Annotated in this window: 13 protein-coding genes and 1 pseudogene; 13 read left to right on the top strand and 1 reads right to left on the bottom strand. The window is 50.1% G+C overall.

The genetic code is table 11. From position 1 onward, the window contains the following. Positions 1–25: 25 nt before the first annotated feature. The 10 genes from B5E82_RS01820 (at position 26) to B5E82_RS01775 (ending at position 9010) form a co-directional block, all read left to right on the top strand. Positions 26–1228, top strand: coding sequence for a class I SAM-dependent rRNA methyltransferase (locus B5E82_RS01820; protein WP_087305926.1), 1203 nt, complete (start codon positions 26–28; stop codon positions 1226–1228). A gap of 2 nt (positions 1229–1230) precedes the next feature. Further along, complete coding sequence (locus B5E82_RS01815) at positions 1231–2766, top strand: RsmF rRNA methyltransferase first C-terminal domain-containing protein (protein WP_087305708.1); 1536 nt, start codon at positions 1231–1233, stop codon at positions 2764–2766. Positions 2767–3002: 236 nt separating this feature from the next. Further along, a complete protein-coding gene (locus B5E82_RS01810; protein ID WP_087305707.1) occupies positions 3003–4187 on the top strand; it encodes an NAD(P)-dependent malic enzyme in 1185 nt (394 codons plus the stop codon). 228 nt (positions 4188–4415) lie between these two features. Then, on the top strand, positions 4416–5207 hold the full coding sequence (locus B5E82_RS01805; protein WP_087305925.1) for an SIR2 family NAD-dependent protein deacylase: 792 nt from the start codon (positions 4416–4418) through the stop codon (positions 5205–5207). A 96-nt stretch (positions 5208–5303) separates the two neighbouring features. Continuing rightward, positions 5304–5870 (top strand): xanthine phosphoribosyltransferase, encoded by a 567-nt coding sequence (locus tag B5E82_RS01800; protein ID WP_087305706.1) that lies wholly within the window; start codon positions 5304–5306, stop codon positions 5868–5870. Further along, a complete protein-coding gene (locus B5E82_RS01795) occupies positions 5867–6793 on the top strand; it encodes a YitT family protein (protein WP_242966223.1) in 927 nt (308 codons plus the stop codon). The genes B5E82_RS01800 and B5E82_RS01795 overlap by 4 nt, the downstream gene beginning before the upstream one ends. A gap of 425 nt (positions 6794–7218) precedes the next feature. Further along, complete coding sequence (locus tag B5E82_RS01790; protein WP_087305705.1) at positions 7219–7734, top strand: RNA polymerase sigma factor; 516 nt, start codon at positions 7219–7221, stop codon at positions 7732–7734. Next, positions 7731–8147, top strand: coding sequence for a hypothetical protein (locus B5E82_RS01785; protein WP_087305704.1), 417 nt, complete (start codon positions 7731–7733; stop codon positions 8145–8147). Before B5E82_RS01790 ends, B5E82_RS01785 begins: the two co-directional genes overlap by 4 nt. 4 nt (positions 8148–8151) lie before the next feature. Further along, positions 8152–8724, top strand: a complete 573-nt coding sequence (locus tag B5E82_RS01780) for a hypothetical protein (protein ID WP_087305703.1) — start codon at positions 8152–8154, stop codon at positions 8722–8724. Beyond that, the gene (locus B5E82_RS01775; RefSeq protein WP_087305702.1) at positions 8693–9010 is read left to right on the top strand and encodes a LiaI-LiaF-like domain-containing protein; all 318 of its coding nucleotides are present in this window, start codon (positions 8693–8695) and stop codon (positions 9008–9010) included. Before B5E82_RS01780 ends, B5E82_RS01775 begins: the two co-directional genes overlap by 32 nt. A gap of 184 nt (positions 9011–9194) precedes the next feature. Here B5E82_RS01775 and B5E82_RS18375 read toward each other — a convergent pair. After that, positions 9195–9563: pseudogene (locus B5E82_RS18375) on the bottom strand (UTRA domain-containing protein); the annotation flags it as partial. On the opposite strand from B5E82_RS18375, the gene B5E82_RS18370 reads away from it, so the two are divergent. The 3 genes from B5E82_RS18370 to B5E82_RS01760 all read left to right on the top strand — a co-directional run bounded on the left by B5E82_RS18370 (position 9495) and on the right by B5E82_RS01760 (position 12943). Then, positions 9495–9845 carry a PTS sugar transporter subunit IIA gene (locus B5E82_RS18370; protein ID WP_242966222.1) on the top strand — a complete coding sequence of 117 codons (351 nt, stop codon included), beginning with the start codon at positions 9495–9497 and terminating at the stop codon, positions 9843–9845. The pseudogene B5E82_RS18375 and the gene B5E82_RS18370 sit on opposite strands and share 69 nt — an antisense overlap. A 76-nt stretch (positions 9846–9921) precedes the next feature. Next, entirely contained in the window at positions 9922–11598 is a 1677-nt protein-coding gene (gene treC, locus B5E82_RS01765; protein WP_087305923.1) for an alpha,alpha-phosphotrehalase, read from the top strand. A gap of 394 nt (positions 11599–11992) precedes the next feature. Further along, the gene (locus B5E82_RS01760; protein WP_087305700.1) at positions 11993–12943 is read left to right on the top strand and encodes a hypothetical protein; all 951 of its coding nucleotides are present in this window, start codon (positions 11993–11995) and stop codon (positions 12941–12943) included. The last annotated feature ends 332 nt before the right edge of the window (positions 12944–13275 follow it).

The following is a 13275-nucleotide window of genomic DNA, read 5'->3' as shown; positions in this document are numbered from 1 at the left end:
GAAAAAACAATCAGGGAGAATGAAATTGGAAACTGCGATAGTGACATTGAAAAAGGGTGAGGGCCGGTCGCTGAAGGCTGGAGGAGCCTGGATTTATGATAACGAGATAGAGTCTGTGCTGGGAGGTTTTGAGGACGGAGATATTGTCCAGGTCCATGACTTTGACGGTTATGGACTGGGGAAAGGATTCATCAACCGTCATTCCAAGATCCGTGTGCGGATGCTGACCAGGAATCCGAATCAGGAAATAGACCAGGAATTCTTAAGAAAAAGAGTGCGCGATGCCTGGGAATACAGAAAAAGGACTGTGGATACAGCAAGCTGCAGGCTGATTTTCGGAGAAGCAGATTTTCTGCCGGGAATCGTTGCTGACAAATTTTCAGATGTGCTTGTGATACAGTCCCTGGCTCTCGGCATGGATCGTATGAAAGAAGTGATTGTGGAGGAACTGAAAGCAGCGCTTCTGGAGGATGGAATCCGGGTCCGCGGCGTCTATGAGAGAAGCGATGCGAAGGAACGGGAAAAAGAGGGCATGGAAAGGGTTAAGGGCTTTCTGGGAGAGCCTTTTGATACGAACGTGGAAATCACGGAAAACGGTGTTCGTTATCTGGTGGACGTAAAGGACGGCCAGAAGACCGGATTTTTCCTGGATCAGAAATATAACCGGCTGGCTGTGCAAAAACTCTGCAGGAATGCGCGCGTGCTGGACTGCTTCACCCACACAGGTTCCTTCGCCCTGAATGCGGGACTGGCCGGAGCCAGGGAAGTGCTGGGCGTGGACGCTTCTGAGCTGGGGGTTCATCAGGCCGTGCTGAATGCGGAGCTGAACGGCCTTCAGGATCGGGTGCGTTTTCAATGCGCCGATGTCTTTGATCTTCTGCCGGAGCTGGAGAAAAAAGGGGAACATTTTGATGTAGTGATTCTGGACCCGCCTGCCTTCACCAAGTCCCGGAGTTCGGTGAAAAATGCGGTGAAGGGGTACCGGGAGATCAATATGCGCGGTATGAAACTGGTGCGGGACGGAGGCTTTCTGGCTACCTGCTCCTGTTCTCATTTTATGACCTATGAGCTTTTCACCCAGACTCTGCAGCAGGCTGCCAGAAGTGTGCACAGGAGGCTGAGACAGGTGGAATACCGGACTCAGGCGCCGGATCATCCGATTCTCTGGGCGGCAGACGAGTCATATTATCTGAAATTCTATATTTTCCAGGTCTGTGAGGAAAAATGAGCATGAAGCTGCCAAAGGAATTTGAGAATCGAATGAAAGAGCTTTTGGGAAAGGAATATTCCGCCTTTCTGGAGAGTTATGAGCACAGACCTTATCAGGCTCTGCGTGTGAATACCTGCAAGCTGGCGCCGGAGGAATTTCAGAGGATCAGCCCCTTTGAGCTGCGCCCGGTACCCTGGGCGCCGGGCGGTTTCTATTACGGGGAGGCGGACAGGCCGGGAAAACATCCCTGGCATGAGGCGGGGCTTTACTATATTCAGGAGCCCAGCGCTATGGCGGTGGGCGCTTTGGCGGGCGCGGCGCCGGGCGAGAGGATTCTCGACCTCTGCGCGGCGCCCGGGGGAAAGACCACGCAGCTGGCGGCAGCCATGAAAGGGCAGGGCCTGCTGGTATCCAATGAGATTCATCCGGCCCGGGCCAAAATCCTTTCCTCTAACGTGGAGCGTATGGGGATTACAAATGCTGTGGTGACCAATGAGACACCGGAGTGCCTGGCGGAACATTTTCCCGGTTTTTTTGACCGGATTGTGGTGGACGCCCCCTGTTCCGGGGAAGGAATGTTCCGTAAGGATGAGCAGGCTGTCACCCAGTGGAGCCCTGAAAATGTGAAGATGTGCGCCGAAAGGCAGCAGAGTATCCTGGAGCATGCGGCGGAAATGCTGTGCCCGGGAGGTGTGCTGGTATATTCCACCTGCACGTTTGCGCCGGAGGAGGACGAGGGAAGCATGGCGGCTTTCCTGCTGCGTCATCCCGAATTTGCTGTGAAAAAGGTGGAAGCCTGCGAAAGCTTTGCGCCAGGCCGCCCGGAGTGGGCGGCAGAGGTTCTGGCAGATGTTCAGAAGGAAGAGGACAGAGGCAAAGGGCAGGGAAGAACTGTGGAAGAGGCTGCCATGCAGATCAGAGATACCTTCCGGCTCTGGCCCCACCTCCTGGAAGGGGAGGGACATTATCTGGCTGTGCTGGAAAAATCAGGTTCCAGGGCGGAGCAGAACGAGGAAGAGAGAGCCGGGAAAAAAGCAGAGAGAGGGCGGACTGCCGGGAACCGTTTCGGAAAGGACAGGATGGCCCAGAGAGAAAAAGAGGCGATTCAGCTTTATCAGGAATTTGCCCGGGAGACTTTGGCGGGACAGCCGGAAGGCATACCGGTTCTTTTTGGAGACCAGCTCTTTCTACTGCCCTGTGAGCTGAACCTGGCAGGACTTAAGGTGCTGCGGGCCGGCCTTCATCTGGGAATGGTAAAAAAGAATCGTTTTGAACCGTCTCATGCTCTGGCGCTTGCCCTGAGAGCGGAGGACGCGCTCCGGGTATTCTCTTATCCGGCGGATTCCGGGGAAATCCGCGCCTATCTCCGTGGAGAAGAGCTGCAGCCTTCGGGAAAGCAGGGAGAAATACAGAAAGGGCAGAAAGAAGAGAGAGCAGGGAAAGCGCAGAAAGGCTGGGCGCTGGTACTTGTGGATGGCTATCCTCTGGGCTGGGGGAAACTGGCCGGAGGAATGCTGAAAAACCATTATCCGAAGGGACTTCGTCTTTCGTGGTAAGAGAGTGTTCTGCTGAAAAAGGTTTCTTCAGTAAACAGTGCAGAAAGAGGGCTGGAAAAAAGACCAGAAAAAGACCAGGAAAACAGTTTTACGGGAAAAGAAATGCTTTACCTGACTGAAAAAATGTATTATTATTAAAGAGTTGAATAAACGGAGACCTGTGTTTTCCGGCCTTTGAAAGCCGAGGAGCCGGAGAGCGCGGGTATAGATGAAAATATGAGAGGAGAGCTATAATAATGGCAGAAAAGACTGTTGCAGAGAGAAGCCTTGAGCTTCATGAGAAGTTCAGAGGAAAGATCGAAATCAAGTCCAGAGTTCCGGTAAAGACTAAGGAAGACCTGTCTCTGGCCTACACGCCTGGAGTAGCCCAGCCCTGTCTGGAAATCCAGAAGGATATCAGCAAATCTTATGTATATACAAACCGCTGGAACACCTGTCTGGTTGTGACAGACGGTACCGCTGTCCTGGGACTTGGCGATATCGGACCGGAAGCCGGTATGCCGGTTATGGAAGGAAAGTGCGTGCTGTTCAAAGAGTTCGGTAATGTAGACGCTTTCCCGCTGTGCATCAAGAGCAAGGATGTGGATGAGATCGTAAATACGATTTATCTGATTTCCGGAAGCTGCGGCGGCGTGAACCTGGAGGACATCGCTGCTCCCCGCTGCTTTGAGATTGAGAAAAAGCTGAAAGAAAAATGCGATATTCCGATTTTCCATGATGATCAGCATGGAACGGCTGTTATTACGCTGGCAGGTCTGACCAACGCGCTTCGTCTGGTTGGAAAGAAGAAAGAGGAGATTAAGGTAGCTGTAAACGGAGCCGGAGCGGCTGCTATTTCCATCACAAAGCTTCTGATTGCGGCAGGCATTAAGAATGTGACTCTGTGTGACCGTACCGGAGCTATCTATGAAGGCCGTGAGAAGGGCATGAATCCCATTAAGGAAGAGATGGCAAAGATCACAAACCGGGACAAGATCCATGGAAGCCTGGCCGACATTGTGAAGGGCGCAGACGTGTTTATCGGCGTGAGCGCTCCGGGCAGCCTGACCACAGATATGGTAAAGACCATGGCAAAGGACGCTATCATCTTTGCATGCGCGAACCCGACACCGGAGATTTATCCCGATGAGGCAAAGGCAGGCGGAGCGCGGGTAATTGCCACAGGCCGCAGTGATTTCCCGAACCAGATTAACAATGTGCTGGCATTCCCGGGAATCTTCCGCGGAGCTTTCGATGTGCGCGCGAGCGATATCAATGATGAGATGAAGATGGCTGCTGCTGAGGCGCTGGCGAACCTGATTTCTGAGGACGAGCTGTCCGAGGACTATATCATCCCGGCCGCTTTTGATCCGAGAGTCGGAAAAGCAGTGGCAGAGGCAGTGGCAGAGGCTGCAAGAAAGTCAGGCGTAGCGCGTATCTGACGCGGATCGGCAGATACCCGGACGGCTGAAAACAGGAACCCTTCGATGCGGAGTTTCAGATGACTTCCGCGCCGAAGGGTTTTGTGCATATTCGATAAAACAGGAAAAGAACAAAGGAAAAATATTGACATAAATGACGGAAGATGGCACAATAAAAGCAGGCAGTATGCGGTTGACAGGAGAGGCGCAGGAATGCTGTCAAAATCATATTTCCACGGAGGTTTTCCTATGAATGAGTATGAAATGATTCGTGACATCTTGGATAAGAGCAGCTATACGGTGGCGATGTGCGGTACCGATATGATGAAGGAGTCAGGGATGCCGAGTCTCAGAGCTCCGGAAATCGCCTATCAGGTAGAAAAAGAGTACGGGTATTCTCCGGAAGAGATTTTTTCATCTGTATTCTATACAAACCGCACAGAGACGTTTTTTAACTATTACAGGAAATACATGCTGATGCCGCCTCTGGAGCCAAGCCAGGGATTTTATGCGCTGGCGGAGCTGGAAAGGCGGGGAAAACTCCAGTGCAGCATCGCCAACAATGTGCATAATCTTCCGGGCAGGGCGGGATGCAAAAAGATTCTGAATCTTCATGGAACCATCTATGACAATGAATGCCCGCGCTGCGGAAAAAAGTATTCGATGGAATATATGCGCGATTCCCGAAAGGTGCCGCTTTGTCAGGAGTGTATGGTTCCGGTGAGGCCTAAGGTGCTGCTGTTCGGAGAACAGGTGGACAATCAGGTCATGACGGAGGCGGTAGGAGAGATTTCCAGGGCGGAAGTACTGCTGCTTCTGGGAACTTCCATCAATTCCGGTCTCTGCGATGGATATGTACAGTATTTTCATGGAAAGACCATGATTATCATTCACGCGCAGAAGCATTTTACAGATGAGAAGGCGGATGTAGTCCTTCATGAGGAAGTAAAGTCGGCGCTTCCCAGGATCGTCTGGCCGGAGGGCAGAGATGACGGGAGTGCAGAATCGGAAAATGCGGAAGACGCGGAAAACGCAGACTAGAACGGAATAGAACGGAATAGGACAGAATAAGACAGAATAAGACAGAATAAGAAGACAGTCGGGACAGATTTGCGACGGGAAAGGACAGGACAGAAAATGAAGCTGCTGGAAGATAAAATACTGCAGGAAGGGAAAGTGCTGGGAGACGATATCCTGAAGGTGGACAGTTTTGTCAGCCATCAGGTTGATGTGAACCTTATGGAAGAGCTGGGCAAGGATATGGCAGAGCACTTCCGGGGGCAGGGAGTGACAAAGGTTTTTACGATAGAGGCCTCTGGAATCGCGCCGGCGCTTTTTACGGCCAGAGCCCTGGAAGTTCCTCTGGTAATTCTGAAAAAACAGAATGCGGAGAATCTCGGCACAGAGGTTTGGCAGACGGAAGTGGTATCTTATACCAAAGACACCTCTTACCGGCTGACGCTTGCGAAAAATTATATCTCGGATTCCGATCATGTGCTGATCGTAGATGATTTCCTGGCAAACGGCGAAGCGGCTACCGGCGCGGTGCGCCTGATCCGTAAGGCTCACGCTACAGTGGCAGGGATCGGCGTTCTGATTGAAAAGACATTCCAGCCGGGGAGAGAAAAGCTGGAAAGCCAGGGAATTCCGGTATATGCCCAGGCCAGGATCAGAGCTTTTGAAGGCGGGAAGGTGGTATTTTGAGCAGAGAGCGGAAAAAGCTGCACCGATCGGCTGACGATATGCTCTGGAAGCTTGAAAGAAAGGATGTAGTCCGGCTTCTGATAGCAGTGGTTGGTATGTTTATTTATTCCGTGGGCGTCAATACCTTTATCGTGCCTGCGGATCTTTACAGCGGCGGCGTCATGGGAATCAGCCAGATTCTGCGTACTCTTTTGATAAGATACACAGACTTCAGCATGGGCGGCACGGATATAGCGGGTATTATTAACTTTGTACTGAATATTCCTCTGTTCTTTCTGGCCTATTTTTCCATAGGCAGGGGCTTTTTTATCCGGACCGTTGTCTGCATCTTCAGCCAGACGCTGTTTTTGACACTGATTCCGATTCCGGCAGCGCCGCTTGTGGAGGATACCATCACTGCCAGTCTGATGGGTGGAATCCTGGCAGGCGCCGGTATGGGAATTGCCCTCCGGGGCGGAGGCAGCAGCGGAGGCGCAGATATTCTGGGAATGTTCATCACAAAGCGCCGTCAGGAATTCAGCGTAGGGCGGCTGAACCTGATCATAAACTGCTGCATTTATCTGGCCTGCGCGCTGCTGTTTGATATCAAGGTTGTCATTTACTGTATCATTTACAGCGCCGCCAGCGCGCTGGCGCTGGACAAAACCCATACCCAGAACATCAGCACAGGGGTATTTATCTTTACCAAGGAGGAGCCGCAGAGGGTTATGGCCTATATTCTGACAGATCTGGTCAGAGGCGTGACCTACTGGGAAGCCAGAGGCGGTTACACGAACCAGGAGACGAACATTATCTTTACGGTAGTCTCCAAACATGAGCTTTCGGCTTTGAAACACAAGCTGCGCCAGGTAGATCCGTCGGCGTTTCTGGTAAGCAAGGAGAATGTAGCGGTTGAAGGAAAATTTGAGAAGCATCTGTCGTAGGATAGATAGGAGAAAGTGACAGAAAGTATTGTACTGCTCCGGGAATTAGGATAAAGAAGAAAGAGTTCTGCGGTTGGCTGTTTCTATATTGTGTATCAGCAGTATGTACAAGACACGCAAAACACTTTGGAGTTTTACATAGGCCAGGCTTTCGCCTTTCCTTAATCCAAGTGTCCGGCTTTTCGCGAACAGCTGTGGGATACCTGCGGACGTTTGGTCCGGCAGGGAGCACACAGCTGTCCGTGAAATGTCCGAACACAGGATAAGGAAAGGCGAAAGCCGTCCGCTTATATAAAACTCCAAATTTTTTTGAAAAAAGTGAAGAGATCGGAAAACGGCTGTCGTTATAGTAGATGAACAGGAGAAAATAAGAAATAGAAAACAAGAGCTGGAAAAGTAATATGTGAGGAGGGGAGGCGGATGAGATTAACAGGGATGAGAAACTGGAAGAGCTGATAGACAGATATCAGAGTCTTGTGTTCTCAATCTGCTTCAAGATGACGGGCGATTATTTTGCGGCGGAAGATTTGGCTCAGGAAACATTTCTATCCGCTTATGAAAAATATTCCTCCTTTGACGGACGCCATGAAAAGGCATGGATCTGCAGAATAGCCACGAACAAGTGCCTGGATTACCTGAAAGCAGCCGGAAGACGGAGTGTACCTACAGAGGATGAATGGTTTTCCTGGCAGGAGGATACGGCAGAGTCGCCGGAGGAGAGCTGTCTGGCTCGGGAGGTCAGAGATGAGCTTTACAGAGCATGTAAGGAATTGAAACCGCCCTATGATGAAATCGCACTGGACTATTACTACTACGAGATGGATGTGGGAGAGATTGCAGAAAAGAGAGAACGCAATGTGAAGACGGTGCAGACACAGATTTACAGAGCGCGGGGTATGCTTCGCAAAAAATACGGAAAGAAGGAGGAGAGAAGCGTATGAGGACAGACGGAAGGATAGAGAACTTATCAAAGCAGGAGCTGGACGCTTATACAGAACAGCTGATCCGACAGGCAGAAGCCGAAGGACTGATTCCTGCTCCGGCACACATGAAACAGGAAATCCTGGAGCGCTCCAGGAGTCTGGATTATCAGCTCCGGGTGCAGACACGGCAGATTCCGAAAAAGCTTCAGTTCCTCTATTACAGCCTGAAGGTAGGGGCGGCCGTGGTGATGGCGCTGTTCCTGGTGATGATGGTGCCGAAAGAGATACCGGATATGAGCAATACCGCAGGAATTACGGTGCAGCAGGAGGAGTCTCTTGGCAATAAGCTGAATCAGGGCATGCGGACCATGAACCGGATGCTGAATAATATGAACTGGTATATGAACATAAGCAGTCAAACGGAGGATTAGAGATATGACAAAGAAAAAAAGTGGATTCTGGACATTTATTTTTTCTCTGCTGCCAGGAGCGGCGGAGATGTACATGGGCTTTATGAAAATGGGAGTAAGCCTGATGGGCCTGTTTTTCGGTCTGTTTATTATAGGAGGCTTCTTTGGACAGAGCATTTTTGTATTGGCGGATATCGTAGTGTGGTTTTACGCGTTCTTCCATGCGCACAATTTGAGAGCTATGGATGACGAAGAGTTTTACGCGCTGGAAGATGATTACCTGTTTCATCTGGATGGTTCCGGAAAGGAGTTTTGGAATAAAATGACCGTGTCCCGTTATCGGAAGCTGGCTGCAGTGGTACTGATTCTGATCGGCATTTCGATTTTGTGGAATAATCTTCTGGATCTGATCTGGTATATTATTCCGGATTTTATGCAGGATTTCGTTTCTGTACTCAGTTACCGGCTTCCGCAGACTGTGCTTGGTATCGCGATTATCGTGGCAGGTGTCTGGATGATCCGCGGAAAGAAGCGGGAGCTTCTGGATGAAAAGGAGGAAGAAGAGGATGGAAGAGAAACGGACGATACGAACGCATAGAGTGGGAACTGTTACTTTTGGCCTGATCCTGGTTGTGATGGGCGCGCTGTTCCTTCTTCGGATGATTTTTCCGGCTCTGGATTACGAATTGATTTTCCGCCTGTGGCCTCTGATTTTTATTTCGCTGGGAATTGAGGTGCTGGCCAGCAGCCGGAGGGCTGAGGAAAAGCTGGTGTATGATGGGGCTGCTATATTTCTCCTGATTCTGCTTGTCCTGTTTGCCATGGGAATGGCGGGTATGGATCTGGCCTTCACCCATGCGGAAGAAATGCGTATATTATATTAGGCAGCAGGGACCGGGAACGGATGTCCCGGCGGCGCTGCACCGGTGCCATATTCCGGGATATGTTTTTATAAGGAAAAAGCCTGCGGTCCGAACTTCGGACCGCGGGCTTTTTGCGCGGTATCTCGGTTTCAGTATCTGAGCGTGGAAATGAAGGCCGGTTCCGGCGCGGCACCCGTAGAAATGATCAGCTGTTCTTTTTCCGGACTGCCACGTCCTGAAACTGAAAATGATCCGGGCGGTGGCGGGACTGGGTGTATTCAAACTGAATGCCGTCGGCGTTGAAGGTCTGGCTGGAGATGACAGCCATGCAGTTGTAGTCGTTCATATCCAGATAGGTTTCGTCCACCTGTGTGACCCGCTCCACGGTCATGGTCCGTTTGCTGGTGGAGATAGTGAAGCCAAGCGTCTGCTCCAGATACTCATAGATGGAATGCTCTGCGATTTCGGGGGTCAGTCCCGGCATCAGTTCTTTCAGAAAGTAATTGTGATCCAGGATCAGCGGGACATCATCCAGATACCGGAGCCGCTGCAGGTAGTAGAGCTGGGTTCCCATGCCTGCGGCCTGACCCTGGCAAACGGACTGGAGCTTCTGATTCATGTGGGAATCGATACGGTGGATATGAACGGAGACGGCTTCGAGCTCTTTGTGGATGAGGGACAGAAGGTCCGCGCGGGAGATCCTCTGATTCAGTTTGACCCGGAAAAGATCAGGGCGGCAGGCCATCCGCTGACCACGATGCTGATTGTGACCGGTGAAGGAGACGCGAAAAATGTGGCGATGCATTCCGGCATAGAGGCGAAGGCAGCGGAGACTACGGTTATCACCTATGAATAAAAGATACAGGACCGGACAGAAGGAAACAGAGAGAAAACTGAGAGGAAACAGAGAGGGAATAGAGAGGGAAAATCATATGGCACAGGATTTTAAGAAAAGTACGGTTTATCAGATTTATCCGAAATCATTCTGCGACAGCAACGGCGATGGCCTGGGCGATCTGCGTGGGGTCATTGGAAAGCTGGATTACCTTCAGAAGCTTGGCGTGGATTATATCTGGATGACTCCGTTTTTCGTATCTCCCCAGAATGACAACGGCTATGATGTAGAGGACTATTACAATATTGATCCCAGGTACGGCACTATGGAGGATCTGGAGGAACTGATTGCGGAGGCAGGTAAGAGGGGCATCCGCCTGATGTTTGACATGGTATTCAACCATGTATCCAGCCGCCACGAGTGGTTCCGTAAAGCCATGGAAGGAGATCCCTATTACAAAGATTTCTTCTTCTTCCGCAAGGGAAAGGAGAACGGTGAGCCTCCCACCAACTGGGAGAGCAAGTTCGGGGGAAACGCCTGGGAGTATGTGGAGAAGTTTGATGAGTATTACCTGCATCTTTTCCATGTGACCCAGCCGGACCTGAACTGGGATAATGAGAATGTAAGAAAAGAGCTTCAGAAGGTCATCCGTTTCTGGATGGCAAAGGGCGTAAAAGGCTTCCGGTTCGACGTCGTGAATCTGATCAGCAAGAGGTGCTTTGAGGATGATGAGACTGGAGACGGACGGAAGTATTACACGGACGGCCCCAATGTGCATCAATATCTTCATGAACTGAATCAGGCTACCTTTGGAACAGACGCGGAGATCATTACGGTGGGCGAAATGTCCAGCACTTCCATTGAGAACTGCTATTCCTATGCGGGCGCGGATACTCAGGAGCTGTCTATGGTGTTCAGTTTCCATCACCTGAAAGTGGATTTTATGGGAAATGAAAAATGGGTTCTGGTCCCGGCAGATTTCGGAAAGCTGAAGGATATCCTGTTCACCTGGCAGACAAAGATGGAAGAGCATAACGCATGGAACGCTGTATTCTGGTGCAATCATGATCAGCCCCGTGTGGTTTCCCGTTTCGGCGACGAGGGAGGGCTCTGGAAAGAGTCGGCAAAGATGCTGGGAACCGTGATTCACTGTATGCGCGGCACACCCTACATCTATCAGGGTGAGGAAATCGGCATGACCAATACGGATTTCACAGAGATTGGCCAGTTTAGGGATGTGGAAAGCCTGAATTATTATCAGATCCTCCAGGACAGAGGGTTGGCAGCCCGGGACGCTCTGCGTATCGTTCAGATTCATTCCCGCGACAATGGCCGCACGCCCATGCAGTGGGATGGAAGCAGGTACGCAGGCTTTACTGACGCGGATTCCGCCCGGGAGCCCTGGATCGGCGTCAATTCCAACCATGACCGCATCAATGCTGCCTCTCAGACAGAGGATGAGAATTCCATTTTCAGCCATTACCGGAAACTGGTACAGATGAGAAAAGACCTGGATGTGATAGCCTATGGCTCCTTTGAGCCGCTGGCCGAGAAGCATCCGTCGGTATTGGCCTACAGACGGGCGTATGAGAATCAGGACCTGATTGTGGTGAATAATTTCTATGAGAAGGAGTGCACCTGGAAATCCGGTCTTTCCATGAAAGGATACCGCTGTGTTTTAACCAACTATGCGGACGAGAATCCGGCTTCGGAGACCGGCGAGTGGACTCTCCGCCCCTATGAGTCCATGGTTTGGTACAGGGAAACCATGTAAGGAATTGTATAAAGAAAAATCCACCGGGCAGAGAGCTTTGTCCCACATCTTTGCGGATGACGGAACAGTAGCGCCCCGGTGGATTTTCGTCTTTCCGCGGCCGTTTTCTCACTTTTCTCACATTTCCGCTTGCAGGACAGGCGTGGCTGTGCTATTCTGAAAATGTCATAAAATTCTGGATCTGCGGGCAGGCTTTGAGTCCATTTGGAAGCCGGCCGCGCGTCTGCTGAGGAAAGCAATTCTGTTTTCCATTTCCCGAAACTGAGAATTCAGTTCCATATCACGCAGCAGTTCAATACCCTGCGGAAATAAAGGAGATGATGCCCTTGACTGTCGTTTTCCAATCTTGCAAAACAGACGCTGAAAACGTATAATGAGAGGAGAAGCTGACTGAGTGGCAAAAAAGCGGTATTATTTTAAAACCATACAGAAGATAAACCGCAGATACAAGGACAGGCTGTTTCGCTTTGTCTTTCATGATAAAAAGGATTTGCTGGAGCTGTACAATGCGATAAACGGAACAGATTACAAAGATACAAAGGAACTGGAAATCAATACGCTGGAAAATGTGCTTTATCTGGGCATGAAAAACGATCTTTCCTTTCTGCTGTGCTCTTCCATAAATCTGTATGAGCATCAGAGCACCTGGAACGAAAACATGCCTCTGCGGGGCCTGTTCTATTTTTCCGATTTATATCAGAGATATCTGAAGAAGAACGGATACCGCCTGACCGGAATCGGGAAAAGGCTTCCGCTTCCATTTCCCAGATATGTGGTATTCTACAACGGTACAAAAGAGGAACCTGATCAGACACAGCTTTTACTTTCAGATTCTTTTCTGGGACAGAAAAAGGACGAAACTCCCAGCCTGGAATGCAGAGTTCTCGTTCTAAACATTAACCATGGACATAATCAGGCAGTTATGGAGCGCTGCCCCAGATTAAGGGACTATTCTGCGTTCATCGAGGAAATCCGCCGGAATTTACGGAAAGGGATGATGCTGGAGGACGCTGTGGATCAGGCAATGAACACCTGCATAGAACAGGGGATACTGGCTGATATTCTGAGCAAAAGTAAGATGGAGGTGCGGAACATGCTGTTGACAGAATATGATGAGAAAGCGGAAAGAGAATATCTCCGAAAAGAAGCGATTGAGCTTGGACTGGAGGAAGGAAGGGCAGAAGGCTTTAAACAGGGGATAGAACAGGGAATAGAGCAGGGAGAAGACAGAGCGCTTCTTCTGATGAAGAAGCTGCTGGAATCAGATCGCATGGAGGATTTGCAAAGAGCCCTGCGAGACAGAGACTATCAGAAGAAATTGATGAAAGAACTGAATATTTTATAAGAATACATCAGAAAAACGTGAAGAAAAAACGGCGCCGGTATACAGTGGACAGGGTTCTGCTGTGTGCAGGGCGCTGTTTTATTGTGTGAAAACGGTATGATTTTGCCGTCGTGCTGTTCCCATGCGGCAGGCTCCCATTTATTTTTTATTTTTCATGTATCCAAGTCCCTCATTATATGGTCTAATAAGTAGAATGTACATTCCACTGATACGAAGCATTCTGGTGATATGTCAAGAACTTTTTGAAGATGATTTTGATGTGTTTTTCAGAAAAAAGGGTAACTTTAATAGACCTTCGGTATGTATTTCAAAAAACCGAATGTCAGTTCGGT

Origin of the sequence: Lachnoclostridium sp. An138 (assembly GCF_002160765.1) — a bacterium.
Taxonomy (GTDB): Bacteria; Bacillota; Clostridia; order Lachnospirales; family Lachnospiraceae; genus Laedolimicola; species Laedolimicola faecalis.
Note: the sequence above shows the minus strand (reverse complement) of the source record. Positions and strands in the feature narration are given on the sequence as shown.

Coding starts and splice junctions, on each gene's coding strand:
- B5E82_RS01805 (WP_087305925.1), top strand. CDS start 4,416: ATGAATGAGTATGAAATGATTCGTGACATCTTGGATAAGAGCAGCTAT.
- B5E82_RS01775 (WP_087305702.1), top strand. CDS start 8,693: ATGGAAGAGAAACGGACGATACGAACGCATAGAGTGGGAACTGTTACT.
- B5E82_RS01810 (WP_087305707.1), top strand. CDS start 3,003: ATGGCAGAAAAGACTGTTGCAGAGAGAAGCCTTGAGCTTCATGAGAAG.
- B5E82_RS01800 (WP_087305706.1), top strand. CDS start 5,304: ATGAAGCTGCTGGAAGATAAAATACTGCAGGAAGGGAAAGTGCTGGGA.
- B5E82_RS01780 (WP_087305703.1), top strand. CDS start 8,152: ATGACAAAGAAAAAAAGTGGATTCTGGACATTTATTTTTTCTCTGCTG.
- B5E82_RS01785 (WP_087305704.1), top strand. CDS start 7,731: ATGAGGACAGACGGAAGGATAGAGAACTTATCAAAGCAGGAGCTGGAC.
- treC (WP_087305923.1), top strand. CDS start 9,922: ATGGCACAGGATTTTAAGAAAAGTACGGTTTATCAGATTTATCCGAAA.
- B5E82_RS01815 (WP_087305708.1), top strand. CDS start 1,231: ATGAAGCTGCCAAAGGAATTTGAGAATCGAATGAAAGAGCTTTTGGGA.